General features: G+C 55.5%; 29 protein-coding genes and 1 other RNA gene. 23 read left to right on the top strand and 7 right to left on the bottom strand.

Going from position 1 to position 26,634, the window contains the following annotated elements; genetic code table 11:
- Nucleotides 1–21: 21 nt before the first annotated feature.
- The 4 genes from FN806_RS03170 to FN806_RS03155 form a co-directional block, all read right to left on the bottom strand.
- Nucleotides 22–453: an ester cyclase gene (locus FN806_RS03170; protein WP_142633933.1), complete on the bottom strand. Its 432-nt coding sequence runs from the start codon at nt 451–453 to the stop codon at nt 22–24.
- 100 nt (nt 454–553) lie between these two features.
- Nucleotides 554–899, bottom strand: a transfer-messenger RNA (tmRNA) gene (ssrA, locus tag FN806_RS03165).
- Nucleotides 900–936: 37 nt separating this feature from the next.
- Entirely contained in the window at nt 937–1,299 is a 363-nt protein-coding gene (locus FN806_RS03160; RefSeq protein WP_142633931.1) for a DUF4345 family protein, read from the bottom strand.
- 7 nt (nt 1,300–1,306) lie between these two features.
- Nucleotides 1,307–2,041: a FadR/GntR family transcriptional regulator gene (locus tag FN806_RS03155; RefSeq protein WP_142633929.1), complete on the bottom strand. Its 735-nt coding sequence runs from the start codon at nt 2,039–2,041 to the stop codon at nt 1,307–1,309.
- Nucleotides 2,042–2,197: 156 nt separating this feature from the next.
- On the opposite strand from FN806_RS03155, the gene FN806_RS03150 reads away from it, so the two are divergent.
- The 17 genes from FN806_RS03150 (at nt 2,198) to FN806_RS03075 (ending at nt 17,919) form a co-directional block, all read left to right on the top strand.
- Nucleotides 2,198–2,920: a DUF2182 domain-containing protein gene (locus FN806_RS03150; RefSeq protein WP_142635127.1), complete on the top strand. Its 723-nt coding sequence runs from the start codon at nt 2,198–2,200 to the stop codon at nt 2,918–2,920.
- Nucleotides 2,921–2,924: 4 nt separating this feature from the next.
- Nucleotides 2,925–3,629: a DUF1326 domain-containing protein gene (locus tag FN806_RS03145; RefSeq protein ID WP_142633927.1), complete on the top strand. Its 705-nt coding sequence runs from the start codon at nt 2,925–2,927 to the stop codon at nt 3,627–3,629.
- 140 nt (nt 3,630–3,769) lie between these two features.
- On the top strand, nt 3,770–4,873 hold the full coding sequence (locus FN806_RS03140) for a dimethylsulfoniopropionate demethylase (RefSeq protein ID WP_142633925.1): 1,104 nt from the start codon (nt 3,770–3,772) through the stop codon (nt 4,871–4,873).
- An 85-nt stretch (nt 4,874–4,958) separates the two neighbouring features.
- A complete protein-coding gene (gene acuI / locus FN806_RS03135) occupies nt 4,959–5,954 on the top strand; it encodes an acryloyl-CoA reductase (RefSeq protein ID WP_142633922.1) in 996 nt (331 codons plus the stop codon).
- A gap of 186 nt (nt 5,955–6,140) precedes the next feature.
- A complete protein-coding gene (gene frr, locus FN806_RS03130) occupies nt 6,141–6,704 on the top strand; it encodes a ribosome recycling factor (RefSeq protein WP_142633921.1) in 564 nt (187 codons plus the stop codon).
- Between the two features lie 9 nt (nt 6,705–6,713).
- Nucleotides 6,714–7,445 carry an undecaprenyl pyrophosphate synthase gene (locus FN806_RS03125; RefSeq protein WP_142633919.1) on the top strand — a complete coding sequence of 244 codons (732 nt, stop codon included), beginning with the start codon at nt 6,714–6,716 and terminating at the stop codon, nt 7,443–7,445.
- Nucleotides 7,442–8,224, top strand: a complete 783-nt coding sequence (locus tag FN806_RS03120) for a phosphatidate cytidylyltransferase (RefSeq protein ID WP_142633917.1) — start codon at nt 7,442–7,444, stop codon at nt 8,222–8,224. The genes FN806_RS03125 and FN806_RS03120 overlap by 4 nt, the downstream gene beginning before the upstream one ends.
- Complete coding sequence (dxr, locus tag FN806_RS03115; protein ID WP_142633915.1) at nt 8,224–9,399, top strand: 1-deoxy-D-xylulose-5-phosphate reductoisomerase; 1,176 nt, start codon at nt 8,224–8,226, stop codon at nt 9,397–9,399. Before FN806_RS03120 ends, dxr begins: the two co-directional genes overlap by 1 nt.
- 1 nt (nt 9,400) lies before the next feature.
- Nucleotides 9,401–10,753, top strand: a complete 1,353-nt coding sequence (gene rseP, locus FN806_RS03110) for an RIP metalloprotease RseP (protein ID WP_142633913.1) — start codon at nt 9,401–9,403, stop codon at nt 10,751–10,753.
- Between the two features lie 92 nt (nt 10,754–10,845).
- Nucleotides 10,846–10,974, top strand: a complete 129-nt coding sequence (locus FN806_RS20720; RefSeq protein ID WP_271947040.1) for a hypothetical protein — start codon at nt 10,846–10,848, stop codon at nt 10,972–10,974.
- A 128-nt stretch (nt 10,975–11,102) separates the two neighbouring features.
- Complete coding sequence (bamA, locus tag FN806_RS03105) at nt 11,103–13,463, top strand: outer membrane protein assembly factor BamA (RefSeq protein ID WP_142633911.1); 2,361 nt, start codon at nt 11,103–11,105, stop codon at nt 13,461–13,463.
- 108 nt (nt 13,464–13,571) lie between these two features.
- On the top strand, nt 13,572–14,054 hold the full coding sequence (locus FN806_RS03100) for an OmpH family outer membrane protein (RefSeq protein ID WP_246097131.1): 483 nt from the start codon (nt 13,572–13,574) through the stop codon (nt 14,052–14,054).
- 72 nt (nt 14,055–14,126) lie between these two features.
- Complete coding sequence (gene fabZ / locus FN806_RS03095; RefSeq protein WP_142633907.1) at nt 14,127–14,600, top strand: 3-hydroxyacyl-ACP dehydratase FabZ; 474 nt, start codon at nt 14,127–14,129, stop codon at nt 14,598–14,600.
- Nucleotides 14,597–15,382, top strand: a complete 786-nt coding sequence (gene lpxA, locus FN806_RS03090; RefSeq protein WP_142633905.1) for an acyl-ACP--UDP-N-acetylglucosamine O-acyltransferase — start codon at nt 14,597–14,599, stop codon at nt 15,380–15,382. The genes fabZ and lpxA overlap by 4 nt, the downstream gene beginning before the upstream one ends.
- Nucleotides 15,383–15,386: 4 nt before the next feature.
- On the top strand, nt 15,387–16,181 hold the full coding sequence (locus FN806_RS03085) for an LpxI family protein (protein WP_142633903.1): 795 nt from the start codon (nt 15,387–15,389) through the stop codon (nt 16,179–16,181).
- Complete coding sequence (lpxB, locus tag FN806_RS03080; protein ID WP_142633901.1) at nt 16,181–17,338, top strand: lipid-A-disaccharide synthase; 1,158 nt, start codon at nt 16,181–16,183, stop codon at nt 17,336–17,338. The genes FN806_RS03085 and lpxB overlap by 1 nt, the downstream gene beginning before the upstream one ends.
- Nucleotides 17,338–17,919 (top strand): cadmium resistance transporter, encoded by a 582-nt coding sequence (locus FN806_RS03075; protein WP_142633900.1) that lies wholly within the window; start codon nt 17,338–17,340, stop codon nt 17,917–17,919. Before lpxB ends, FN806_RS03075 begins: the two co-directional genes overlap by 1 nt.
- On the opposite strand, the gene mnmA is transcribed toward FN806_RS03075, so the two are convergent.
- The gene (gene mnmA, locus FN806_RS03070; RefSeq protein WP_142633898.1) at nt 17,916–19,061 is read right to left on the bottom strand and encodes a tRNA 2-thiouridine(34) synthase MnmA; all 1,146 of its coding nucleotides are present in this window, start codon (nt 19,059–19,061) and stop codon (nt 17,916–17,918) included. The two genes, FN806_RS03075 and mnmA, sit on opposite strands and share 4 nt — an antisense overlap.
- 129 nt (nt 19,062–19,190) lie before the next feature.
- Between mnmA and sciP the strand changes: the two genes are divergently transcribed.
- The 5 genes from sciP (at nt 19,191) to FN806_RS03045 (ending at nt 24,856) form a co-directional block, all read left to right on the top strand.
- The gene (gene sciP, locus FN806_RS03065) at nt 19,191–19,484 is read left to right on the top strand and encodes a CtrA inhibitor SciP (RefSeq protein WP_142633896.1); all 294 of its coding nucleotides are present in this window, start codon (nt 19,191–19,193) and stop codon (nt 19,482–19,484) included.
- Nucleotides 19,485–19,566: 82 nt separating this feature from the next.
- A complete protein-coding gene (gene ctrA, locus FN806_RS03060; protein WP_142633894.1) occupies nt 19,567–20,283 on the top strand; it encodes a response regulator transcription factor CtrA in 717 nt (238 codons plus the stop codon).
- Between the two features lie 123 nt (nt 20,284–20,406).
- A complete protein-coding gene (gene ligA, locus FN806_RS03055; RefSeq protein ID WP_142633892.1) occupies nt 20,407–22,533 on the top strand; it encodes an NAD-dependent DNA ligase LigA in 2,127 nt (708 codons plus the stop codon).
- Nucleotides 22,530–24,620 (top strand): ATP-dependent DNA helicase RecG, encoded by a 2,091-nt coding sequence (gene recG, locus FN806_RS03050; protein WP_142633890.1) that lies wholly within the window; start codon nt 22,530–22,532, stop codon nt 24,618–24,620. Before ligA ends, recG begins: the two co-directional genes overlap by 4 nt.
- Nucleotides 24,572–24,856, top strand: a complete 285-nt coding sequence (locus FN806_RS03045; RefSeq protein WP_142633888.1) for a hypothetical protein — start codon at nt 24,572–24,574, stop codon at nt 24,854–24,856. The genes recG and FN806_RS03045 overlap by 49 nt, the downstream gene beginning before the upstream one ends.
- Nucleotides 24,857–25,042: 186 nt before the next feature.
- On the opposite strand, the gene FN806_RS03040 is transcribed toward FN806_RS03045, so the two are convergent.
- Both FN806_RS03040 and FN806_RS03035 read right to left on the bottom strand, forming a co-directional pair.
- Nucleotides 25,043–25,681 (bottom strand): MarC family protein, encoded by a 639-nt coding sequence (locus FN806_RS03040; RefSeq protein WP_142633886.1) that lies wholly within the window; start codon nt 25,679–25,681, stop codon nt 25,043–25,045.
- 60 nt (nt 25,682–25,741) lie between these two features.
- Nucleotides 25,742–26,194 carry an iron-sulfur cluster assembly scaffold protein gene (locus tag FN806_RS03035; protein ID WP_142633884.1) on the bottom strand — a complete coding sequence of 151 codons (453 nt, stop codon included), beginning with the start codon at nt 26,192–26,194 and terminating at the stop codon, nt 25,742–25,744.
- A gap of 48 nt (nt 26,195–26,242) precedes the next feature.
- On the opposite strand from FN806_RS03035, the gene hisI reads away from it, so the two are divergent.
- Nucleotides 26,243–26,632: a phosphoribosyl-AMP cyclohydrolase gene (hisI, locus tag FN806_RS03030; RefSeq protein ID WP_142633882.1), complete on the top strand. Its 390-nt coding sequence runs from the start codon at nt 26,243–26,245 to the stop codon at nt 26,630–26,632.
- Nucleotides 26,633–26,634 lie beyond the last annotated feature (2 nt).

The raw sequence follows: 26,634 nt of genomic DNA, 5'->3' as shown, positions 1-26,634 counted from the left end.
TCAAGATTGCGAGCTCATTTCCTAGGCCCAGTCCAGCCGTTGACCAGTCATGCATACGGGCAGGGTGTCCTTGGGAAACTGACCAAGCTGTTCAAATAAGGAAATGAAATCAAACTGGTTATACGCCTCGACAATACGACCTTCTTTAATGCGGCCAATCATACTGCCAGAGGCCTGCAGTGGTGCGCCGTTATCGGCGCGTGTTGTGCTGACCTGCAATATCGCCGATACCCAATCGCCATTTTCGATGATTTTGGGCAGCTCAACATGGATATCGCCCAGAATGTGGCGAAACGCCATGACCAGATCCCGAAAATCATCGGCCCCCACCTGCATTTCCGGAATCAGTCCTTCGGCTGTCGTTTCCGGCGCGAAATATCGATCAATCGCATCGGTATTTCCGTTTTCCCAAACCTCTGAATACCATTCTCTGAGTATATCTGCGTGTGACATCCCAGCTCTCCTTTTCCTCACGGGCCGAGCATGACGCGAATGAGTGAACAAACTCTGAACGTGAACACAGGCAGAGTTAAACATCAGACATTTAAGGGAAAATGCAGGTTTCTGTTGCCAGGTACCTGCGAACCCCGCCTTACGCTGCTAGGCGCAAGGGCTTAAGTTTCGGTCTTGCTACTGCTTACGCAGCAACTGCAACCGGAGCACGATTGTCATTTGCAATTGTACTGTTTGGGCCGGTACGGTGGCACCCCGCCGAGACAAAGCTAACCCCTTTAGACGTTCGTCGATCCTATTTCGGCCCCGCGATCCTCAAATGAAGGATGTTGGTGGAGCCGCCGGGTACCGCCCCCGGGTCCGATCCGCTTATTACGAGCGCGTTTATGTCCATAGTCCCGAAGGACATCCCTTATATAGGTGAGCCACAAGGGGAAAGCAAACCCCATACTTCAACGAAAAGACGGATTATATAATAACGCCTTAGCTTGGTCGGTTAATGTTTGCCAGGATCAGCCACAGCGCCAATATCAGCTCGATTCCCCCAAATGTCATCGCTTTGATCAAAGGGGGGTGATCCAGAATGACGGAAACAAACCGGCCCAAGGCTGCGCCGGCATAAACAACGCCCAACATCGCATAGGCCATGGGAGTGTTCAGCCAAATGACCGCAATTCCGGTGACAACAAAAAGTCCACCGACCGAAGCTCGCATTTCGCTTAGACCCATCGTGCTGTTCGTGGGTGCCAGATCCAGCGAGGCCGCGGTCCAGGCGGGCGCGAGAAACCCAAAGAGGCCGAAACCGATTGTCAGAACCGCCGCTGCAGCATTCAAAATCGACGTCATTGTACCCTCATTCGGTTGGTTTGCGCCGCTGTTTGGCAACGTCCAGGGCAAGCTTACGGGTATAAGCTTCGAGATCCACCAGTGCTGAATCTACCGCAGCAGCGTCCCGCCGATCCAAAGCATCGGCAATCTGGTTGTGCAACACGATGATCTCTTCTCGGGACCGCGCCGTAAACGTGATCATGTTCATCAAAGGCTGCATCGCCTCGACGGCGCCGGCCAGTTGATAGGACAACACCGGATTGCCGGCCCCATCGACCAATGCCCGGTGAAAGGTCACATCCGAGGCGCAAAAGGCTTCGTCTGTCAGCCCGGGTTGAGCCTGCCGAAATATCTCGGCACGCATCGTCGCCAGATGATCCGCCGTCCTGCGTTCGGCTGACAAAGTAGCGCAGGCGCGTTCCAGCGAATACCGAGCCTCGCAAGCCGTTTCAAAACTGACCGCATTCATGGACAGCAGCAACGTGGATGTGGTGATCTGTTGGGAATACGCATCCTGATAGCTCAGCCGGTTGACAAATGCTCCGCCCGTCGCGCCACGTTGGGTGCGGATCAGGGACTGTGCCGCAAGGCGTTTAAGGGCCTCACGCACGGTTGGTCGGGACACCTGAAACTGGTCGGACAGCTCCGCCTCAGAAGGCAGGCGTTCATCGACAATCAACCGACCTGAAATGATTGCATCGCGGATTGATTGGGCGATCTGAACCGAAAGATCAGCGGGTTTCTTGGGGTCGATTTTCATTTTGAGCAGGACCGCAGGCAAAATTTCATTTGTCTGACATTTAAAAGTCTGACATTTGAATTGCAAGGACTGAGTCGGGAGGGACAAGTGAATCGCGCGGTTCTACGAAATGGATTTTGGTTGGGATTCTACGCTCTGATCCTGTGGGCGTGGTGGATGATGTTCGTGATGAACCGCGCCATGGATCTGGACTGGATCGGTCGTCCCGGAGCAATGGGGCAGGCGATGCGCGCCATGGATCCCAGGATGGACATGTATATGCCCATGGCAGAGTTCGGCCCGCTGTTTTGGATGTGGGCCATCATGATGGCTGCGATGATGTTGCCGACCATTATTCCAACTTTGCGCAGCTATGATGATCTGATCCGCAGTGCAAACGGGACGCGGTCCGGCTGGATTGGTGTCTTGGTGGGTTATTTCGTGGTCTGGGTCGGGTTTGCCGCGCTCATTACCGGGGTGCAACTGGTTCTGCTGTTTGGCGGCGTTGTCGACATGCTGGGCATTGCGAAATCCGGGCTTGTTGCGGGCGGGTTGATGATCGCCGTCGGCGCCTTTCAATTCACCCGCGCCAAAGAGCTGTGCCATGGGGTCTGCCATGCCCCAATGACCTATTTTCTCGGCCATTGGAAAACCGGTTTTTCAGGCGGTTTTCGCATGGGGCTTGGCCTTGGTGCGTTCTGCGTCGGATGCTGCTGGGGCTTTATGGCGCTCGGCTTTGTGGGCGGCGTCATGAGTCTGCTGTGGATGGGTCTGGCGACATTTTTCATGGTTCTCGAAAAACTACCCCAGATCGGTCACGTGATTACACGACCGCTGGGATTTGCTCTTATCGCGGGCGGCTGTGCCTTGCTCGTGTACCCCTTTATCTATGGAGGATAAGCTATTGGCTAAGAACAAAAAACCAGAGGCAGATCGCCTGCCGATCAGCCAACGTATCGACAGCCGCATGCCCAACCCCAAGCGGCGTGAGATGAGCCCGACGAATTGGGCGATCAAGGGAGAGCTGATCCTTAACTGCTCGTGCGATCTGTTCTGCCCCTGTGTCGTATCGCTGGGCGCGCATCCTCCGACCGAGGGTCATTGTCATGCCTGGATGGGAATTGTCATCGATGAAGGCCATTTCGAGGGCGAGGACCTGTCGGGCCTCAATGTTGGCCTTCTAGTCGATATTCCGGGTCGCATGGGTGAGGGGCAGTGGAAAGTTGCCGCCTATGTCGACGAACGGGCCAGCGGTAAGGCCTATAACGGGTTGCTCCAGATATTCAGCGGTCAGGCCGGGGGCACGACCGGCTTGTTTACCATGCTGGTCAGCGAAATTATCGGGGCCGAACGTGCTCCGGTTCAGATCGAACGCGACGGGACCAAGCGCCGCATCATGATTGGTCGGAAAATCCAGGGCGAAATCGAGATGTTGGCGGGCAAAGACCCCGAGCATCCTGTGATGGTCTCAAACTCGAAATACTGGATGGGACCGGACATTATCGTGGCGCGCGGCACCAAATCCAAGGTCCGCGATTACGGTCGGGTCTGGGATTTCGGTGGAAAATCCGCCGAAATCTGCCCAATCGATTGGCAAGGGCCGAAATAATACGAAATCACAAAGGATTACGTGCAATACGTGATCCTAATTTTCAATCGCCAGACACGCCATCGCGGCCTGTTGCACCAGATTCTGACGGGACCGCAGGCTTCGAATTGTGATCTGGCATTATGCCCGAGGAGGCTTAAGTGGCCAATATTTCCTTCTCTCGCCGGTTGCGGCGCACACCTTTTTCTGAAGGGGTCGAAGCCGCAGGCGTAAAGGCATTCACGGTTTATAACCGGATGCTATTGCCAACTGTATTCGACAGCGTCGAGGCTGATTACCGGCACTTGAAAAAGCATGTGCAGGTCTGGGATGTCTCGTGTGAGCGACAGGTCGAACTCAGAGGTCCCGACGCGGCACGCCTTATGCAAATGCTGACGCCACGCGATTTGAGAGGCATGTTGCCCGGCCAATGCTATTACGTCCCTATCGTTGATGAGACCGGTGGCATGCTGAATGATCCGGTTGCGGTGAAACTGTCCGAGGACCGCTGGTGGATCTCAATCGCGGATAGCGATTTGTTGTTATGGGTCAAAGGAATCGCGAACGGCTATCGGTTGGATGTTCTAGTGGATGAGCCCGACGTCTCACCCCTGGCCATACAAGGGCCCATGGCGGATGAGCTGATGTCCCGCGTATTCGGCGAGCGCGTCAAAGACATCCGGTTCTTCAAATTCGACATGTTCGAATTTGCGGGCCGCGATCTGGCCATCGCCAGGTCCGGGTATTCAAAGCAGGGCGGGTTCGAGATTTATGTCGAGGGCAGCGATATCGGAATGACGCTGTGGAATGCGCTGTTTTCGGCCGGTGAGGATTTGAACGTGCGGGCGGGTTGTCCCAACCTGATCGAACGCATTGAGGCTGGGTTGCTGTCCTACGGAAACGATATGACCGACGACAACACCCCGCATGAATGTGGTTTGGGCAAATTCTGTAACACGCATACTGCAATCGGCTGCATTGGCCGGGACGCATTGTTGCGGGTCGCGAAAGAAGGGCCGATCCAGCAAATCCGTCCGATTGAAATCGCTGGGCCGGCCGTTGGTGCCTGCGTTGCTCCATGGTCGGTTTACGCGCAGGGGAAACGGGTCGGTCAAATCACTTCTGCCGCTTGGTCTCCGGATTTCAACACCAATGTTTCCATTGGGATGCTCAAACTCAGCCATTGGGATGCGGGTACAAGGGTTGAGGTCGAATCGCCCGACGGTATGCGTGAGGCGACTGTACGGGAAAAGTTCTGGATCTGATCGCAAGCGGCGTATCGGGTTCAGAAACAGGTTATTACACGGGGTCGGGGCTGTACTCTGACGTCCAAAACAGGAGGACATTTTGATGTTCAACGCACTGGTGATGGAAAAAGACGAGGAAAGCGGGCTGGCCAGCCCCTCGGTTCAACAGCTTTCGGAAGGGGATCTGCCGCAGGGTGAGGTTACCGTGGCGGTTCAGTATTCAACGGTAAATTATAAGGATGGTCTTTGCCTGTCGCCCAAAGGCGGGGGGCTGGTACGCAGCTATCCGCATGTTCCTGGCATCGACTATGCGGGGACGGTCGAGTCGTCTTCGGATGAGCGATATAAACCGGGTGACAAAGTGGTCCTGACCGGTTGGCGTGTCGGTGAGGCGCATTGGGGTGGGTACTCACAAAAAGCCAATGCCCGTGCCGATTGGTTGGTTCCGCTGCCCGATGGGTTGGAGCCCCGCCAGGCGATGGCCGTCGGAACCGCTGGGTTCACCGCGATGCTGGCGGTTATGGCGCTTGAGGATCATGGGCTGAAACCGGGGCACGGTCCGGTCTTGGTCACGGGCGCGGCAGGTGGTGTCGGCTCGGTCGCGACGGCGATTCTTGCCAATTTGGGATACGAAGTGGCAGCCGTCACCGGACGGCCGGAAACCAGCGATTACCTGAAGTCTTTGGGCGCCACGACCATTGTGCCACGCGAAGAGTTGAACGAGACAACTAAGCGCCCCCTGGAAAGCGAGGCATGGTCTGGCTGTGTGGACGCAGTTGGCGGCGCAATGCTGGCACGCGTTCTTGGGCAGATGAAATACGGTGCCTCGGTCTCGGCCGTGGGGTTGGCTGGCGGCGCGGGCCTTCCGGCAACTGTTATCCCGTTCCTTTTACGCGGTGTGAACCTCTTGGGCATCGACAGCGTGATGCAGCCTTATGAAAATCGGCTGCGGGCCTGGCAGCGGATAGCAACCGACCTTCCGATGGACAAGCTTGAGGCGATGATCCATCCCGCAAAGCTGAGCGATCTGCCCCAATTAGGGGCGGATATCCTGCAAGGTCAGGTAAAAGGTCGTGTTGTCGTAGACGTAAACGCCTGATCCGGAATGAATATGTCTGACCGACCGCATTGATTTGCGGTCGGTTAATTTTGTGGCTGCAGGTTCGCGGAATTCCGGCAAACACCTCTGGTCAATGGCGTAAATACGGACCATCATTGCTATACATCCCAAATTGAATGGCTTATGAGCCATGCAAACAGTACCTGAAGACGGGGAGTGAGCAGAATGTCTGACGATTTCGAACTGGACACAGACGACCTGAAACGCCGCATGGACGGCGCAATGTCAAACCTCAGAACCGAATTTGCATCGCTGCGCACCGGGCGCGCCTCGGCCTCGATGCTCGAGCCGGTGATGGTCGATGCCTATGGTTCGATGACGCCGATCAACCAGGTGGGAACGGTCAATGTGCCCGAGCCGCGTATGGTAACGGTCAATGTCTGGGATAAAGGGCTGGTCGGCAAAGTGGAAAAAGCGATCCGCGAAAGTGGGCTGGGCATCAACCCTCAGCTTAACGGAACGATCATCATGCTACCGATCCCGGAACTGAACGAAGAACGCCGTCGCGAGTTGGGCAAAGTCGCCGGACAATATGCCGAACACGCGCGCGTTTCGATCCGCAATGTGCGCCGCGACGGGATGGATCAGATCAAGAAGGCCAAGGCTGACGGTATGTCCGAAGATGACCAGAAGTTCTGGGAAAGCGAAGTGCAGGATCTAACCGACCAGATGATCAAGGTAGTAGATGCCGCGCTTGAGACCAAGCAGGCAGAAATCATGCAGGTCTGAGACCGGGTGATGCCCTCTTCCTCGCATACCATGCCCGAAAGAGGGCCCCAGCATGTCGCGATCATCATGGATGGCAATGGTCGCTGGGCGCAGGCCCGCGGGCGACCTCGCCTGTTTGGCCACCACGCCGGGGCAAGACGTGTGCGCGATGTGGTCGAGGCCTGCCCGAGGCTTGGTATCAAATATCTGACTGTTTTTGCGTTTTCGACCGAGAACTGGAAACGCACTCAGGTCGAAGTTGCCGGTCTGATGAGCTTGTTTCGGCGCTATATTATCAAGGAAACCCGGACGCTCCGAGACTCGGGTGTTCGGGTGCGTTTCATCGGTGACAGGGTCAAGTTGGATGCCAAACTGATCGAATTGATGGATACGCTTGAGGCCGAGACCGAGGGAAATGATCTGGTTCACCTGACCATTGCGTTGAACTATGGCGGTCGGGATGAAGTCGCGCGGGCTACCAAACGTCTGGCACAGGATGTCGCTGACGGGCGCTTGCATCCTGATGATGTAGACGAAGAAACGCTGCCGAAATATCTGGACACACATGTTCTTCCCGATCCTGATCTGGTGATCCGAACCAGCGGCGAGGCTCGTATTTCCAATTTTCTGTTATGGCAATCCGCCTATTCGGAATACGAATTCATCGACACGCTCTGGCCAGACTTCACTGCGGCAGAGCTTGAGCGCCTGTGCCTGAGCTATGGCAGCCGAGACCGACGGTTCGGAGCTGTACCGGCATGAGTGACGGGCGCTGGTCCGACCTGACTGCCCGCGTATTGTCGGCGGGTGTCCTTGTTGCCGTTGGCGCTGTCGAGGTCTGGCTGGGCGGTCTGTGGTTCGAAGCCTTCATTTCCATTGCTTGCGGGCTGATGACCTGGGAACTGGTCCGTATGATCGACCCGGGCAGGAAAGCTGTTGCGATCCAGCTTGCCATATTGACCGGTTTTGCGGTGGTGCTGAGTTACCATCTTCCGGCACTCTATAAACTTCCCTTCTTGCTTGCTCCGGCACTGGTCGGGGCAGGGCAGGTCAGCCGGTACCGGGGTATCTATACTCTCTTCGCGCTGTGGATCGCGGCCGCGGGGCTGGGCTTTATCTCAATCCGGACGAATATGGGATTTGTCTGGATGGTCTGGCTGATATCGGTCGTCGTTGCTACGGATGTCGCCGGATATTTTGTCGGAAAGGCATTGGGTGGGCCAAAATTCTGGCCACGAGTCAGCCCGAAAAAGACGTGGTCGGGAACAGCAGGAGGCTGGGTAGCGGCTGCCATTGTTGGCTTAGCCTTTGCGGCTTACGGCGGCTTCGGAACTTGGTTCATCGTGATCTCGGTTCTGGCGTCAATGGCCAGCCAGGCCGGCGATATTGTCGAAAGCGCGGCCAAACGAAAATTCGGCGTCAAGGACAGTTCGAACCTGATTCCCGGCCATGGCGGCTTCCTTGATCGATTCGATGGGATGATGGGGGCCGCTCTGTTCGTTCTGCTTGTGGGGTTGATTTTTTCCCCCGGAGCCATGTGATGCGCAAAATCTCTGTTTTTGGAGCGACGGGTTCTATCGGGCAAAACACGATAGATCTGATTGACCGAAATCCATCAGCGTATGATGTTGTCGCCCTGACTGGTGGAGCCAATATCGAACAACTTGCACGTGACGCCAAACGTTTGAATGCGGATATCGCGATTACAGCCCACCCAGACCGGCTTGAGGACCTGCGAGCGGCCTTGGCCGGTTCTGATGTCGAGGTCGCCGCCGGCGCGAATGCTCTGGCCGAAGCTGCGGCGCGACCGGCTGACTGGGTCATGTCTGCCATCGTTGGGGCTGCGGGGTTGCAACCAGGGCTGACGGCGCTTGAACAGGGCGCGACGCTGGCTTTGGCGAATAAAGAAACGCTTGTCTGCGCGGGTACTTTGGTTCTGGATACTGCCCGAAAGCACAATGCCCGATTGCTGCCGGTGGACAGCGAACATTCTGCCGTTTTTCAAGCTCTGGTCGGTGAAGATATGGCATCGGTCGAGCGTATCATCATCACTGCCAGCGGCGGCGCTTTCCGTGATTGGCCAATGAGCAAATTGGCCTCAGCCACGGTTGAGCAGGCCTCGAGCCACCCGAACTGGAATATGGGGCAGCGGATCACGATTGATAGCGCTTCGATGTTCAACAAGGCGCTCGAGGTGATCGAAACACGCGAATTCTTCGGCATATCCCCGGATATGATCGAAGTGATTGTGCATCCGGAATCCATCGTTCATGCGATGGTCGGGTTTAACGATGGCGCGGTTATGGCCCATATGGGCGCGCCAGATATGCGCCACGCGATCGGATACGCCCTGAATTGGCCAAAACGTCAGACCCTTCCGGTCGAAAGGCTGAACCTTGCAAAGCTGGGACAGTTGCGATTTCAGGAACCAGACGAAAACCGATATCCGGCTTTGCGGTTAGCACGCGAAGTCATGGAGCGGGGCGGGCTGTCCGGAGCGGTTTTCAACGGAGCCAAAGAATGTGCACTCGACCATTTCATTGCAGGTCGCATTGGTTTTCTTGATATGGCAGACATCGTGGCCGCCGTCTTGGATCGTTTCGATGCACAAGACAACCATATTGACGCCCCAATGACCCTTGATAACGTGCTGCAAACCGACCATCTGGCACGTATATGGGTCGATAACGCCGTTGCGCAACGAGCAGGAAAATAATTTGGACGTACTCTCACTGATCCCACAATTCGGCAATTTGATTTACACCATATTCGCCTTTGTGATCGCGTTATCCGCCATCGTAGCCGTACATGAATACGGGCATTACATTGTTGGCCGTTGGTCCGGCATCTACGCCGAAGTGTTCTCAATCGGTTTCGGTCCCGTACTCTGGAGCCGTATCGACAAAAGAGGAACGCGCTGGCAGATCGCAGCGCTTCCATTCGGCGGGTATGTCAAGTTTCTGGGTGATGCCAATGCAGCATCCGGCAAAGACGAAGCCGCAATGTCTGAAATTTCTGAGCAAAGCCCGGAGGAGCTGCGCCGCACAATGCATGGCGCGCCACTTTGGGCCAGGACGGCAACTGTTGCGGCAGGGCCAATCTTTAATTTCGCAATGTCGATACTGGTCTTTGCCCTAATTTTCTTTACGCAAGGCGCAACCAGAGACCCTCTGACCGTTGGGTCTCTGCATCCTCTGCCGGGGACAGTGCAAGAGCTGCGTGAAGGTGATGAAATCCACGCGATTGCAGGTATTGACCTGCCAGATTTCGAGCAAGAAGGATCGTGGAGCGAGTTCGTAGACTCTTTGCCCGTTGACCCCGTACTTGATTACACAGTTCTTCGTGACGGTGACACATTGGACGTTTCCGCACCTTGGCTGTTCCCCCCCCTGATTCAACAGGTTGTTCCGCGCAGCGCAGCAATGGATATCAGCTTGGCACAGGGGGATGTCATAACAGCGGTTAATGGCGACCCGGTTTATGCCTTTGAACAGCTCAAGGACCACGTGGAAGGCTCTGATGGGCGGCCACTGCTGTTGAATGTCTGGCGTGACGGAGCTGAACTGGAGTTTGCCCTCGCTCCACGCCGCACGGATGAGCCGCAGTCTGATGGTGGTTTTGTAACGCATTGGAGGATCGGGATCGTCGGCGGCATGATGCTAGAACCTGCAACCGAAAGGGCGGGCATCCTGACATCTCTTGGCGGCGGTGTGCGACAAACATTGCGTATCATTGACGGGTCTCTTTCAGGTATCTGGCACATGGTGACCGGAGCGATCAGCACCTGTAACATGTCCGGCCCGATCGGAATCGCCGAAACCTCGGGTGCGATGGCCAGCCAGGGGGCGCAGAACTTCATCTTCTTTATCGCCGTTCTGTCAACTGCTGTCGGTTTGCTGAACCTGTTTCCGATTCCGGCTTTGGATGGAGGACACTTGGTATTTTACGCATATGAGGCCATCTCCGGGAAACCACCCAGCGACAAAGCGCTGCGGATTTTGATGGGCATCGGCGTGTCAATCATTCTGGCTCTGATGCTGTTTTCCGTCTCAAATGACCTGTTCTGTTGATTTGGGCGGAGCTTGCACAATCTAGTCGCAATTCCGCCCCAATTCCCTCATAGGATGTGTTCGTTTCATAATTTTGTCTGTCAGAGGCGATCATGGCGAATGCTATCAAAAAATCATATCGCAGCTTTAGCTTCCTGCTTGCGCTGAACTGGGACTCGATCTTGTTTTTCGGCGCGACTGCGTTGGCTATGGGTGGATGCGCTTATCTGATCACCATGTGATTCTGTTCCTTTCTTTTTATTTGCTGAACAGCGGCCCAATGGGCCGCTTTCTGTTTTTCGGCTTTTGACAAGGCCAGACAATCCCGTTACTCAGCTTTAAAGTCTTAAAATTCTGGGTAGAGAAAAATATGACCGACAGGCGAGGCGCAGGCACATCCTGCGGGGGGCAAAAGCCGGTAAACAAGATTTTGTGGCAGGCCCTAACATTCTTTTTCTTATTTGCCACAGTTAGTTTGCTGTCACTGCCGCAGGCTGCTCAGGCGCAAAGCTACACCATCAACTCGTTCGAAGTTGAGGGGAACAGGCGCATCGAGACATCGACAATCATTGCACGTTCGGGAATCGAACCTGGGCAGACGGTGACAGCTGGACAACTCAACGATGCCTTCCAACGGCTGCTTGACAGTGGTGTTTTTGAAACAGTCGATTTGACCCCTCGTGGCAGCACTTTGGTCATCAAAGTTCAGGAATATCCGACGATCAACCAGATCAGCATCGAGGGTAACAAGAGGCTCAAGGATGAGCTGTTGCTCAATGCCGTTTCGTCTCAACCCCGCCGGGTCTTTACGCCTCAGGTCGCTGAAGCTGACGCAGACATGATTGCCGAAATCTATTTGGCTCAAGGACGTGTTGCAGCAACCGTCATCCCCAGAATCATCCGCCGCAGCGACAATCGGGTAGACCTCGTTTTTGAAATCTCCGAAGGTACGACGATCGAGGTTGAGCGCGTAAGCTTTGTTGGCAACCGGGCTTATTCCGACCGGCGTCTGCGCCGTGTGCTTGAAACCAAGCAAGCCAATTTCCTGCGCACGTTCCTGCGGGGCGATACTTTTATCGCTGACCGGATCGAGTTCGACAAACAAGTCATCCGTGATTTCTACTTGTCGCGTGGCTATGTCGATTTCCGCGTCAACAGCGCCAATGTTGAATTCACACGTGAGCGCGACGCGTTTTTCCTGGTGATGAATGTAACTGAAGGTCAGAAATTCTCATTCGGCAAGATCACCACCGTAAGCGAAATACCCGGTGTTGATGCGGCAGAGTATCAGGCCGCACTCAAGATCAAGCCGGGTGTCACCTATTCTCCTTCACTGGTCGAAAACTCTATCGCCAGGCAAGAGCGTCTGGGCATTCGGCAAGGGGTGGACTTTCTGCGGGTTGAGCCGCGCGTCACGCGCAATGCACGTGATTTGACGCTGGATGTTGAATTCGTTCTGACCAAAGGACCGCGTATCTTTGTCGAGCGTATCGACATCGAGGGCAACACCACAACGCTTGACCGCGTGATCCGTCGTCAATTCGACACCGTCGAGGGTGACCCGTTCAACCCGCGAGAAATTCGGCAGGCGGCTGAACGTATCCGGGCATTGGGCTATTTCGCTGTCGCTGATGTTGAACCGCGCGAGGGTTCGACGCCCAGCCAAGTGATCGTGGATGTCGACGTCGAAGAACAGCCAACAGGCTCGCTCAGCCTCGGTGGTAGCTACTCGATCTCTGACGGTTTCGGCATTGCAATCGGCCTAAGTGAGTCAAACTTCCTAGGCCGTGGACAGACCGTCGGGGTTACGATTTCGACCGCTCAGGATTCAGAAGAGTACTCCCTGAATTTCACCGAACCCTATCTTTTGGGCCGCAAGCTTCGCTTTGATCTTGGTCTGGGTTTGGCGTCGACCGACTCCAGTTTTGCCAGCTATAACACCGAGCGTGTGTTCTTTAACCCTCAGTTGAGCTATGCGATCGGAGAGCTTTCTTCGTTGCGCGTTCGCTATGCCTGGGAAAACAGCGAGATGAAGCAGCAGGACAACGAGGCAAACGGCGCGGTCATCGCCTCTGAGATTGATCAGGGTGAACGCACGACAAGTTCTCTGGGTGTGTCCTATGTATATGACAGCCGCCTTGGTGGGCTTAACCCCAATGCCGGTGTTCTGTTTGAGGTTGGCCTGGATGCCGCTGGGCTGGGTGGGGACAACAAGTTCTACAAAACCAGCGCACGCGGGATTGCCCAAACACGCGTTCTGAGTGAAGAAGTCGTTCTTCGTGCATCGCTTGAAATGGGTGCAATGCACTGGACTGGCAACGATTTCAGCCGGACGTTGGATCGCTTTGTGTTGGGCCCCAATAAATTCCGCGGGTTCGAGCCAGCCGGTTTGGGGCCACGGGATCTGTCAAATGGTCAGGATGACGCTATCGGCGGGAATTACTATTGGGTCGCGCGTCTGGAATCGGACTTTCCTCTGGGCTTGCCCGAAGAATTGGGCCTGCGCGGAGGCGTGTTCTATGATTTCGGTAACCTGTACAATATCGACGATGTAAACACTTCGGGTGCCAACATTGTCGGTGCGGATGGGTCTATCCGTCATGTTCTGGGTGTTGCAGTCCTATGGGAAACACCGTTTGGCCCGCTGCGCTTTAACTTTTCGCAAGCGCTCAAGAAAGAGGACTTTGACAAGGAACAGAATTTCGACCTGACCATTCAGGCGAGGTTCTGATCTCGGATGCGAGGTAGTCTTCGAACCTATATGCAGGGCCCCATTCGGGCCCTGTGTCTTTTTCTGACCTTAACCCTGGCAGGACCGGTTACCGGACAGCAGCTTGGCGTGACACAAGCCAGCGTCCTGACAATCTCCAGCGAACGGTTGTTTTCTGACTCGGCGTTTGGACGTCGCATTCTCAGTGAGATCGAAGCAGAAGGGGCTCTGCTGGCTGCCGAGAACGAGCGGATCGTTGCAGAGCTCAGCGCGGAGGAGAAGGACCTCACCGAAAAGCGCGCCTCTCTGTCTGCTGAAGAATTTCGTCCCCTCGCAGAGGCGTTCGACAGAAAGGTTCAGAACCACCGAGAAGGGCAGCGCGCCAAGCTTGATGCCCTTGCGCGTCGCAGTGAAGATGCACGACAGATGTTTTTTGAACTCGCCCGCCCAGTATTGATCGATCTTTTGCGCGAATCTGGCGCCTCTGTCATTATTCAACGCTCCAGCGTGTTTCTCAGTTCGGATCTGTCCGATGTGACAGATGCCGCCATCACCCGAATTGATACAGCCATTGGTGATGGAACAACACTTGACGAAGGTACAGGCGAATAGGTTTGCTTGCCCTCGGGTCGCGGTGTTGCTAACCACATTGAAAAGAGAAATCCAGAACAGGATATCAGAACTATGAGCACGGACACCAAAAGCGCCGACATTCAGCTGATTCAACGGATATTGCCGCACCGCTATCCGTTTCTGCTGGTCGACAAGGTGGTCGAGATTTCAGGCTTTCAGTCAGCGGTCGGCATCAAGAACGTCACTATGAACGAGCCGCATTTCCAGGGCCATTTTCCTGGTACACCGATTATGCCTGGTGTGACCATTGTTGAAGCAATGGCGCAGACCGCAGGTGTTATGCTTGGCGTTGGGATGGATGTCATCGACAGCGACTTGTTGATCTATTTCATGAATATCGACAAGTGCAAGTTCCGCCGCAAAGTCGTGCCCGGTGACGTGCTCGAGATGCATGTTGAAACTGTGCGCGGCAAGAAGGGTGGCAAGATTTTCAAGTTCTCTGGCAGGGCCACGGTTGATGGAGAGGTCGCAGCCGAAGCTGAGTTCTCAGCCTATGTTGATTGGGACATGGAAAAGACAACATGAGTGGCATTCACCCTAGCGCAATCATCGAAAACGGTGCTCAGATCGGAGAGGGCTGTGTCATCGGCCCTTTTTGTTTTGTTGGTTCAAGGGTGCGGTTGAAAGACCGGGTAGAACTGAAGTCGCATGTTGTTGTTACTGGTGACACCGAGGTGGATGAAGACACCATAATCTTCAATTTTTCGGTCATCGGTGAAATCCCGCAAGACCTTAAGTTCGGCGGTGAAGATACGCGGCTGGAAATTGGCAAACGAAACCGTATCCGTGAACATGTAACAGTGAATTCTGGAACAGACGGCGGTGGCGGTGTAACCCGGATTGGCGATGACTGTTTGCTGATGGCTGGTGTTCACGTGGCTCACGACGTTCAGATTGGCAATCGCGTGATCATGGTGAACCATTCTGGTGCCGCGGGACATTGCATTATCGAAGACGATGTTATCGTCGGCGGGATTTCGGGCTTGCATCAATGGGTTCGTGTGGGCCGAGGGGCGATTATCGGCGCGCTGACGATGGTGCCCAACGACGTGATTCCCTATGGGCTTGTTCAAGCGCCTCGCGGCGAGCTGGACGGCCTGAATCTTGTTGGCCTCAAACGGCGTGGTGTCGCACGAGCTGATATTTCAGCTTTACGCGCAGCGTTTCGCGAATTGTCCGATGGTGACGGAACTTTTATGGACCGCGCCAAGCGCTTGGGTGAAGATGCCGAAAGCGAATATGTCCGCGAAATCGTCAATTTCGTAACCGGCGATTCGGATCGGTCCTTTCTGACACCGAGGAAGTAACATCATGTTGGCACTGATCGCGGGAACAGGTGTGTTGCCGGACGAAGTGGTTTCCTGTCTGGCTGAACGGCCCTTGATCTGCGCGATGGAAGGCTTTGCCCCGGATACTCTGTCTGCTGACATCGTTTTCCCGCTGGAACAGCTTGGATCATTCATCGCGGATCTCAAAACCCGTGGCGTAACTGAAATCTGTATGGCCGGAGCGGTTAAACGTCCCGCCGTTGACCCGTCGCGCATTGATGCCGCGACGATGCCGTTGGTGCCTATTCTGGTGCAGGCGATTCAATCCGGCGATGACGGCGCATTACGGGCTGTCATTGGGATATTCGAAAACTCAGGCCTGAATGTCCGTGCCGCGCATGAGATTGCGCCTGAACTGCTGCCTCCGCTTGGTTGTTTGACAGAAGCACAGCCCTCAGACGCGGATCGCGCAGATGCGGATCGGGCATCCAGTATCCTGCGTGCCATGGGGGCAGCTGATATCGGCCAGGCCTGTGCAGTTTCCAAAGGGCAGGCTTTGGCGATCGAAGGAATTTTTGGCACCGCATGGATGCTCGAGTCTCTGACTCAACGGCCCGATGCGGGGGGTGGGGTGCTTTTCAAGGGTCCAAAGCCTGATCAGGACTTTCGCGCGGATCTGCCAGCTATTGGACCTGAAACCATTTCCAGCGCCGTCGCAGCTGGTTTGTCCGGGATCGTGATCGAAAAGGGCGGGGTGCTTGTATTGCAGCGACAACGTGTAATTGCTGAGTGCGATCGCCTGGGTTTGTTCCTTTATGTGCGTGAGCGAACCAACTGATGCGGGTGTTTCTGGTCGCCGGCGAACCTTCGGGCGATCGATTGGGCGGCGCGTTGATGGAAGGGCTACGTGCCCTTGTCCCAGATGTTACATTCGACGGGGTCGGCGGACCATTGATGCAGGCCCAGGGTCTGAACAGCCGCTTTCCGATGTCCGAATTGTCAGTGATGGGCTTGATCGAGGTATTGCCAAAATTCTTTCACCTCAAGCGCCGGATATCTGAGACAGCGCAGGCCGTTCTGGACACCAAACCTGACGTATTGATCACCATCGACAGTCCGGACTTCTCGTTGCGCGTTGCCAAGTTGGTCAAAGCAGCAAGCGATACTCGAACCGTCCACTATGTGGCCCCCAGCGTTTGGGCCTGGCGACCGGGGCGTGCGGATAAGATGGCCAAGGTCATCGACCATGTGCTGGCGTTGCTTCCGTTTGAGCCGCCCTATATGGAACGCGCCGGGATGGAATGTGATTTTGTTGGCCATCCGGTTGCAAGCGAACCCATCGCGTCTGATCGCGATATCCAGGAGTTTCGCGCCGCCTATGATCTTGGGGATGCTCCGCTGGTTCTTGCCTTGCCGGGGTCGCGCAAGGGTGAGGTTGACCGTCTGGCCCCTGTATTCGGTCAGGCCTTGGGGCAATTCCTAGCCGACCGGCCGGGTACGCGGGTTATTGTTCCGGCGGTTGCACATATGGTCGAGGCCGTAACCGAACATCTGCAGACATGGCCAGGCAATCCCGTCGTGATCGACCCGCGCAATGTTCCGACCGAAGAGGCGGTTCAGCAGAAACGCGCAGCTTTTGCCGCAGCGAACCTTGCTCTGGCGGCATCGGGTACCGTGTCGCTTGAACTTGCAGCCCAGGCAACACCCATGGTGATTGCCTACCGCCTCAGCTGGCTGACCCAGAAACTGGCAGTACGTATGGTCAATCTGGACACGGTTACATTGGTCAATCTTGTCTCGGAAACGCGTTCCATCCCGGAATGCCTGCTGGATGACTGCCTGCCGGACAAGATTGCCGTAGCGCTACGCGAGGTCGCCCTGAAACCTGACGCGCAGCGCAGCGCGATGGATCTGACAATGGAGCGCCTTGGCCGTGGCGGCGACGCCCCTGGTTTCAGAGCTGCAAAGGCCGTGTTGGCCAGAATGCCGTCCTGATGGCCGAGTTCATCCTCTTTGGTTTTTCAGCCTTTCTGGCATTGATACTGACCAATCTGGATAATCTTGCCGCCTTGGTGGCGCTGATCTTGGTGTCAGGGGACAAGCGGGCCGTCTTTGGCTTTCTGTTCGCACAGGGCTTGGTGATTTCGGCGTCCTTGCTGTTCGCCATGGGGATCGAGGGCGTAATACCGGGCTGGGCCGGGTATCTGGGGATGATCCCGCTGACACTGGGCTGTCTGGCCGCCATCCGCCAATGGCGCGGGCAGGGCGTCGACACTCCTGCGCATCTCGAAGCCGGAGCATCAATTTTGGTGACAACCTTACTGTTTACTAGCCTGTCGATGGACACTTTGGCCGTTCTGGCGCCGTTACTGGCGGATTCCACACCCACGTTTCGGATCGCCGGAGGCCTCGGCGCAGGGCTTGCCGTGGTAGGATTGGCCACGCTGGCTCTGCTGGGCGCCAAATCTCCGCTCATCAGTGGTCGCATCGCGCGCAAGCTTGAGATGCTTGTTCCTTACGTGATGATCTGCGCTGGCCTTTATATTCTTAGCAACTCGTGGACTGACGCAGTTTAATATCCGCGCCAGATCCAGCCGCCGCCAAAGATACGGCTGCTATCGGACGCATAGAAAACACAGGCCTGACCGGGTGACACACCTTCTTCCGGGGTCAGCAATTCGACTTCGGCCGTAGTGTCCGAAAGCGGGCGGATGATGGCCTCACGCGGGGGGCGGGTCGAGCGAACCTTGACCAGGACGTGCCATTCATCGCGTGACGTAAACGGCTCATCGCCCAGCCAGTTGATCTCACGCACCGGAATGGTGCGGGTGGCCAACATCTCTTTGGGGCCAACCACAACCTGTTTCTTGTCGACATCAAGCTTCACCACGTAAAGCGGGTCGCTGAGGCCGCCAATGCCAAGCCCGCGGCGCTGACCGATGGTATAGTGGATCACCCCGTTATGCTGGGCCAGCACACGACCATCCGCATGAACGATCTCACCCGGTTCCGCCGCGCCGGGGCGCAGCTTTTCGATGACGCTGGCATAGTTGCCGTTGGGCACGAAACAGATGTCCTGACTGTCGGGCTTGTCGGCAACAGCCAACCCATATTGCGCAGCCATTTCGCGCGTTGCGTCCTTGGAGGGCAGGTGGCCCAGTGGAAAGCGCAGGAAATCCAGCTGTTCCGGGGTCGTCGAGAACAGGAAATAGGATTGATCGCGGTTGGCATCCTCGGCGCTGTGCAATTCCGGCCCGTTGGGGCCTGTCTTGCGCTGAATATAGTGGCCGGTGGCCATGCAATCAGCCTCAAGATCCTTGGCGGTTTCCAGCAGATCCTTGAATTTCACCCGTTCGTTACAGCGAATGCAGGGAACCGGCGTCGCACCGGCCAGATAGCTGTCGGCGAATTCGTCGATCACGGCGTCTTTGAAGATGTTCTCATAATCCAGAACGTAATGCGGAAACCCGCGTTCCTCGGCCACGCGGCGCGCATCGTGAATGTCGATACCCGCACAGCAGGCCCCCTTTTTGGCCAAGGCAGCACCGTGGTCGTACAGTTGCAGGGTGACGCCGATGACGTCATACCCCTGATCCGCCAAATGCGCGGCCACGACCGAGCTGTCCACGCCTCCGGACATGGCAACAACCACCCGTGTTTCAGACGGGGGCTTGGCAAAGCCAAGAGAGTTCAGCGGTGTCTCGGTGTCGAGGGCCATGACGGTTCCAGTACGGGTTAAGAAAGACCGGCAGAATATAGGAAAATTCTAGATACTCTCAAGGGGCGGTTTCACAACACATTAAGTAGCATGGTGTCAGCTTTGTCGCAGCACGAAGAGGACCGAAAGATGTATTTGCACAAAGTAGAGGGGCCCAGGTCGGTAACCCTGCCGGATGGAACGGTTTTATCCCGGGCTGATCTGCCGCCAAAAGAGACAACCCGCTGGGTGGCATCCCGTAAGGCGATTGTAGTCCGTGGCGTTCTTTACGGATTGATTACGCTTTCGGAAGCCAAAAACCAATATGGCCTCAGCGACGAAGAATTTAATTCCTGGGTTTCTGCGGTCGCAGAACACGGAACGGACGCATTAAAGGTCACTACGATAAAAAAATATCGACAACCTAAAGGAGAGCATGAATAAATGATTCAACGGTAACGTCAGATTAACCATTTTTGAGCAGGCTCGATTTTAATTGGTAAATTGAGCTGAATTGGAGCAGTAAATGCGTATACTTCTTGTCGAGGATGATCCAACCACGTCCAAAAGCATCGAACTGATGCTGACACATGCCAATCTGAACGTATATGCGACAGATTTAGGCGAAGAAGGGATCGACCTCGCAAAACTTTACGATTACGACCTGATCCTCCTTGATCTCAACCTTCCGGATATGAACGGGCATGAAGTGCTGCGCCAGTTGCGGGTTGCGCGGGTGGGAACGCCGATCCTGATCCTGTCGGGGGCCGACGATACAGAAAGTAAAATTAAAGGCTTCGGATTTGGTGCTGACGATTATCTGACCAAACCATTCCATAGAGAAGAATTGGTTGCACGTATCCACGCCATTATTCGCCGCTCAAAAGGGCATTCTCAATCCATAATCCACACCGGGCGCGTTGCAGTGAATCTGGATGCGAAAACCGTCGAAGTGGAAGGCAAGGCCGTTCACCTGACCGGCAAAGAATATCAAATGCTCGAACTTCTGAGCCTTCGAAAGGGAACAACCCTGACCAAAGAGATGTTCCTTAACCATCTCTATGGGGGAATGGATGAGCCCGAATTGAAGATCATTGACGTCTTTATCTGCAAATTGCGCAAAAAACTTAGCAATGCCACCGACGGCGCAAATTATATCGAGACCGTCTGGGGCAGGGGATATGTGTTGCGCGATCCTCAGAAAAACAGCGTCGACGAACCTCGCATTGCGGTTGGCGCCTAGGCGCGCAAGTTTTACGTCGCCAAGGGTCCGGGGCGACACCCTCGTTCACTGAACAGCACGTCTGGACCTAGCCATGCCCTCGCCCTATCACTGAACTCCAAGAACAGTTGACGGGGCGAGGGCATGAGCAATTCCATTTCTGTATCAGACCTGACGGAAGATCAGGCACGCAATGAACTGGCGCGGCTGGCTGGGCTTTTACATCATGCGAACGCATTGTATCACCAGAAAGACGCCCCCGAGATTTCTGATGCCGACTATGATGCGCTGAAACTCAGAAACTCAGAAATCGAGTCGCGATTTCCGCAACTCAAGCGATCTGACAGCCCATCGGATATCGTTGGTGCCCGCCCTGCCGATGGGTTCTCCAAGATTTCACATGCCGTGCGCATGCTGTCTTTGGGCAACGCTTTTCATGACGAGGACGTCTCTGATTTCGATCGGTCTGTCCGAAAATATCTAGGGTTGGATGACGAGACGGGTTTGAGCTATACGGCTGAGCCCAAGATCGACGGTCTCTCCCTTTCGCTTCGGTATGAGAGGGGTAGGCTTGTCCAGGCGGCCACGCGGGGAGACGGAGAAGTCGGGGAAAATGTTACCGCAAATGCGCTGACTATTTCGGATATCCCACACGTAATCACCGGCGCGCCAGACATCCTTGAGGTTCGTGGCGAGGTCTATATGTCTCACGACGACTTTGATCGTCTAAATGAGAGCCAGTCCAAGAAATGCGAAAAAACCTTCGCCAACCCGCGAAATGCCGCCGCAGGATCCCTTCGTCAGTTGGATTCCGCAATTACCAGTTCTCGTCCCCTCAAGTTTTTTGCTTATGCCTGGGGGGAACTGTCTGAGCCTCTGGCAAGCACCCAATACGAAGCCATACAGCGCCTGAAGGAATTCGGATTTTCAACCAACCCGCTAACCCGTTTATGCGCGGATACAAAGCAGATTCTGGATCACTATCGCAGCATCGAGCTGCAGCGCGCGACGCTTGGATATGACATTGATGGTGTGGTCTACAAGGTAAACGATCTTGCGCTGCAATCACGGCTTGGGTTCCGGTCCAGCACACCCCGCTGGGCAATTGCGCATAAATTTCCGGCCGAGCTTGCCTGGACCCGTCTTGAAGCGATCGACATTCAGGTTGGCCGCACCGGCGCGCTGAGCCCGGTGGCCAGGCTGCATCCGGTTACTGTCGGCGGAGTGGTCGTGTCGAATGCAACGTTGCACAACGAAGATTACATTTCTGGTAAAGACGCAAAAGGCGGCGAGATACGCGAAGGCAAAGACATTCGGATCGGCGACTGGGTTCAGGTTTATCGCGCCGGCGATGTGATCCCGAAGGTTGCCGATGTCGACATTTCGAAACGCCCGGATGATGCCGAAAAGTTCATCTTCCCGGAAAAATGCCCTGAATGTCACAGCGATGCGATCCGCGAGGAAGGTGACGCGGTCCGTCGCTGTACCGGCGGCGTTATCTGCCCTGCGCAAGCCGTTGAGAAATTGAAGCATTTCGTCTCACGCAAGGCCTTTGACATCGAAGGGTTTGGAGCAAAGCAGATTGAGATGTTCTATGATGATCCCGATCTGCCAGTTCGTACCCCGGCTGATATTTTTACTCTGAAACAACGAGATAGTGCGAACCTGAACAGGCTGGCTAATCGCAAGGGATGGGGGGCGCAAAGCGCCACCAATCTGTGGCAAGCGATTGATGAAAAACGAGTTATTCCACTGGGTCGGTTACTGTTTGCACTGGGCATTCGACATGTCGGCGAGGCAGCGTCGAACCTAATCGCAACGCATTACGGATCATGGGATGAGCTGGAAAAAGCGGTTACCATAGCGCATAGTCAGACCGGGTCAGAATGGGATGAGCTGCTGAACGTTGACGGTGTTGGTGAGGTTATGGCCCGCGCATTGGTTTCAGCCTTCGCCCAACCTGCCGAACGGCAGAGTATCGACGATCTTGTGGCTCAGCTTGATGTCCAAGACGCGAAACGGCCCGATACCTCGGGCAGCCCTGTTGCGGGGAAGACCGTGGTTTTTACGGGAACGCTTGAAAAGATGACCCGCGCCGAGGCCAAGGCTCGTGCCGAGGCATTGGGCGCCAAAGTGTCGGGGTCGGTCAGCAAGAAAACCGATCTTTTGGTTGCAGGACCGGGTGCTGGATCAAAGGCGAAAAAGGCGGCTGAATTTGGGATCGAGACGCTCGACGAAGATGGCTGGTTGCAGCTGATCGACGGCAAATGAGTGGTCGGCCCGAATCTCTGTTCCCGCTGTTTTCGCGGCTGGAAACGCTTGACGGCGTGGGGCCGAAAACGGCTCAGGTCTTGGCGCAGTCAGGTGTCGAGACCCCGCGCGACGTCTTGTTCGGGCTGCCTTATGCGGTGATTGATCGGCGCAGGCGCGATACCATTCAAGGCGTCGATTTGCCCTCGACGCTGACCGTAGAAGTCACCGTTGGCATCCATCGCCCCCCTAGAAACAAGGGCGGTGCGTATCGTGTCCATGTTGAAGACAGCCAGGCTGAATTTCAGTTGGTGTTCTTTCATGCCCGCGGCGATTACTTGCAAAAAGTGCTCCCTCAGGGCGCGCGCAGGGTGATTTCTGGCAAGTTAGAGCTGTTCGACGGGATCGCTCAGATGGTCCACCCGGATCACATGCTGCCGCCAGCGGATGCGAAGGATATCCCTGAGTTTGAACCTGTCTATCATTTGACCCAGGGGCTGACCCAGAAAACTGCCTTCAAGGCGGCGCGCAGCGCGGTTGCACTCTCGCCGGAATTGACGGAATGGATTGATCCCGCGCAGGTCGCAAAAGAGAACTGGCCAGACTGGCTGAGCGCTATACAAGCAGCGCATAATCCGCAGGGTGCGGATGATGTAGCGTCTTTTTCTCCAGCGCATGAGCGTTTGGCCTATGATGAGCTGTTCGCGCATCAACTGACCTTGGCATTGGCCCGCCAACGAGAGCGCAGGGTCAAGGGGATCGCCAGCGCTGGTACGGGCAAGCTGCAATCCCGTGTGTTGTCGAACCTGCCATACAAGCCCACCAACGCCCAACAGCGCGCAATTCAAGAGATCGCAGGGGATATGGCCTCCGATACGCGCATGAACAGATTGCTTCAGGGGGATGTTGGGTCCGGCAAGACTCTGGTTGCGTTCATGGCACTACTGGTCGCGGTCGAGGCGGGCGGGCAGGGCGTCATGATGGCCCCAACCGAGATACTCGCTCAGCAGCATCTGGAAGGGTTGCGCCCCCTCGCCGAAGAGGCGGGCGTGGTTCTGGAAATCCTGACCGGTCGTGACAAGGGGGCGGATCGGCGTGCCAAGCTGTTGGCGCTTCAACGGGGGGATATTCACATTTTGGTCGGCACTCACGCCGTATTTCAAAGCGATGTCGCGTTTCAGGAATTACGGCTGGCAATCGTCGACGAACAGCACCGATTTGGGGTCCGTCAACGCATGGAGCTGTCGGAAAAAGGCAGGGGGGCGGACGTTCTGGTCATGACCGCAACGCCGATCCCACGCAGTCTGGCCCTGACTCAATACGGTGACATGGACGTGTCCGTACTTGATGAAAAGCCGCCGGGGCGAAAACCTGTCAAAACAGCGGTTGTGAGCACTGAACGAATTCAAGAAGTCGTCTCGCATCTGCAAAAAGCTATTGCTGAGGGCCGTCAGTGCTATTGGGTCTGCCCGCTTGTCGATGAATCCGAAGTATCGGATCTGACCGCTGCCGAGGAACGGTTCAAAAGGCTGCGTGCCATTTTGGGGGACGGGGTCGTAGGGCTGGTTCACGGCCAAATGCCGCCCGCCGACAAAGACGCTGCGATGAAGGCATTTCAGCAGGGGCAAACCAAAGTTCTGGTGGCGACCACGGTAATCGAGGTTGGCGTGAATGTTCCAAATGCCTCGATCATGGTTATCGAAAGGGCCGAGATTTTTGGCCTGGCGCAGCTGCATCAGCTTCGCGGTCGTGTTGGGCGAGGCGAGGCAGATTCGACATGTCTGCTGATGTATCAGCCACCCCTCGGCGAAGGGGGGCGCAAAAGGCTGGAAGTTCTGCGCGAAACCGAAGACGGGTTCAAAATCTCTGAGACAGACCTGCAAATGCGCGGAGCGGGCGATCTGATCGGTACTGCGCAGTCAGGTCTGCCGAAGTTCCGTATCGCCGATTTGGAAAGGCAGGCCGGTTTGATGGCAGTTGCGCAGTCTGACGCAAGGGCTCTGCTGGGCGTGGACGCCAAACTTGAAACGCAAAGGGGCAAGGCGGCTCGTGTTCTTTTGTGGCTGATGAAACAGGATCAGGCAATCCGTTTGATATCAGTTGGTTAGACGAAAACAGGAACATTAGTTCACAAATGTTCTCAAAAAGTTCTTTACCAAGACAGCAAAATATGAGAACAAAAGGTCAACAAAGGATTAAAACCCTGACCGGAGGAACCCATATGCTGACCCAGATCAAGACCACCCTAAATCGTTCCCAGTCGACGCTGCTGCAGGACGCAGCAGGTGCGGTTGCACTGGTGGTCATACTTATGGTCGCACTTCATCTTCCCGGAACGTATTAAGTCTTTCTGCCTGCGATCTCATGCCGATCACGCCGCGCTTGTCATCCCCATTTCAATCAAGGGTGACCTGCCTGTCCCAATACCCTTGAAGGGCCATGCCTCGGCCCCGCGCGGATATCCGGACCCCACATGAGAAACGCATTACCTGCCGCCGCCCTTTCCGCCCGAAAGGTGCGGCGGTTTTTTTTAGAGCTGACCGGTTTTCATAATTTCCAACAACGCCGACAGAACCGAGTTCACTGCGACCGATGCCAGGATCATTCCCATGACACGGCTGATGATGGCGGCACCTGAATGGCCGATCAGCCGAATGATCGGTTCGGCCAGCAACATCAGGACAAAGGCAATCGCAACAACCGACAGCATGACCAAAGCCGTGATCCCCTGATCAGCAACACTGTACCTGTTGTTATCGGTCAAGATGACGATGGCCAGCATCGCACCTGGTGAGGCAAGCGAGGGGACGGCAAGAGGAAAGATCGCTGGGTTGTGTTTGTGGAGTTCGTCTTTGATGTCGTCCTCGGCAGCGCGCTGCTCGACTTCCTGTTTGGGCTCGCCAAAAATCATGGTCAGCGCGAACAGGAAAAGGATAATGCCGCCAGCGACTTGAAAAGAGTTCAGGCCGATATCCAGCGCCTCGATCAGCAGTTGCCCGAAGACCAGGAAAAACAATAGAATCCCGGCGCTTATAAGCGAGGCCACAAGCGCCATTTTGCGGCGTGCGGCGGCCCCAAGCCCTGCAGTAACAGCGATGAAGACCGGGATTGTTCCAATAGGATCAATAACAACCCAAAGCGTGACAAAATGCTCAAGTAAACCGTTCAAAACTGGAATTCCCTTCGTTTATTCCGAAAGGCTATAACGTTTCGCCCGTCAAAACCATGTTTAGGCGCAATTTGCACGTTCCGCCTGTTCAAACGCCTCTGCGGTTGCATCAAGAACCAGCAGGATCGAGGCATGGCGGTTCTTATATTCCCGTGCGGGCATCAAAACCTCTAGCCCATCAAATGGGGCCTCGGGTGCCGATCCATCCTTTTTCAGCATCGCGGACAGTTGCTCGCGCGCCTTTTCGACCTGGGCACGCGTTGTTCCGACGATTGCCCCGCCAACAACCGAAGCGGAGGCCTGTCCCAAAGCGCAGGCTTTCACGTCCTGACCGAACTCTGAAATTCTGCCATCCTGAACTTTGACATCAACCGTGATGGTCGACCCGCATAGGGGCGAGCGTTTTTTCACCGTAGCGTCAGCGTCATCAAGCCGGCTTAGATGTGGAATGTCAGCAGCAAGGGCCAGAATTCGGCCAGAGTATAGCTTTATCAGGTCATTCTCGCCGGACATGGCTTTCCCTCGTTGAATGTTCCCAATACATAGTGGCCATCCACCAGGATGCAAAAGGTTTTTGTCATGTCTTCCTCAGTCGCGTTCGATGCATCGAGTTTGAAATTCAACGAGGCCGGGCTGATTCCGGCCATCGCTCAGGACGAAAATACGGGCGAGGTATTAATGATGGCCTGGATGAACCAGAGCGCCATTGAAAAGACGCTTGAAACCAGACGCGTTACCTATTGGTCCCGCTCGCGCCAGTCATTCTGGATCAAGGGCGAAAGCTCGGGCCATGTGCAGGAATTGGTTGATCTCCGCGTGGATTGCGACCGGGATTGCCTGCTTGTCTTTGTGCGCCAGACCGGTCCGGCCTGCCACACCAACCGTCGGTCGTGCTTTTACACAGCGGTCAGAGACGGGGACGAGGTCGAACTCATGGCCCCCATGGCCTGATC

Origin of the sequence: Ruegeria faecimaris (assembly GCF_900182615.1) — a bacterium.
In the GTDB taxonomy this organism is placed as follows: Bacteria; Pseudomonadota; Alphaproteobacteria; order Rhodobacterales; family Rhodobacteraceae; genus Ruegeria; species Ruegeria faecimaris.
The sequence above is the reverse complement of the archived record's forward strand: the minus strand, read 5'-3'. Positions and strand labels throughout refer to the sequence as shown.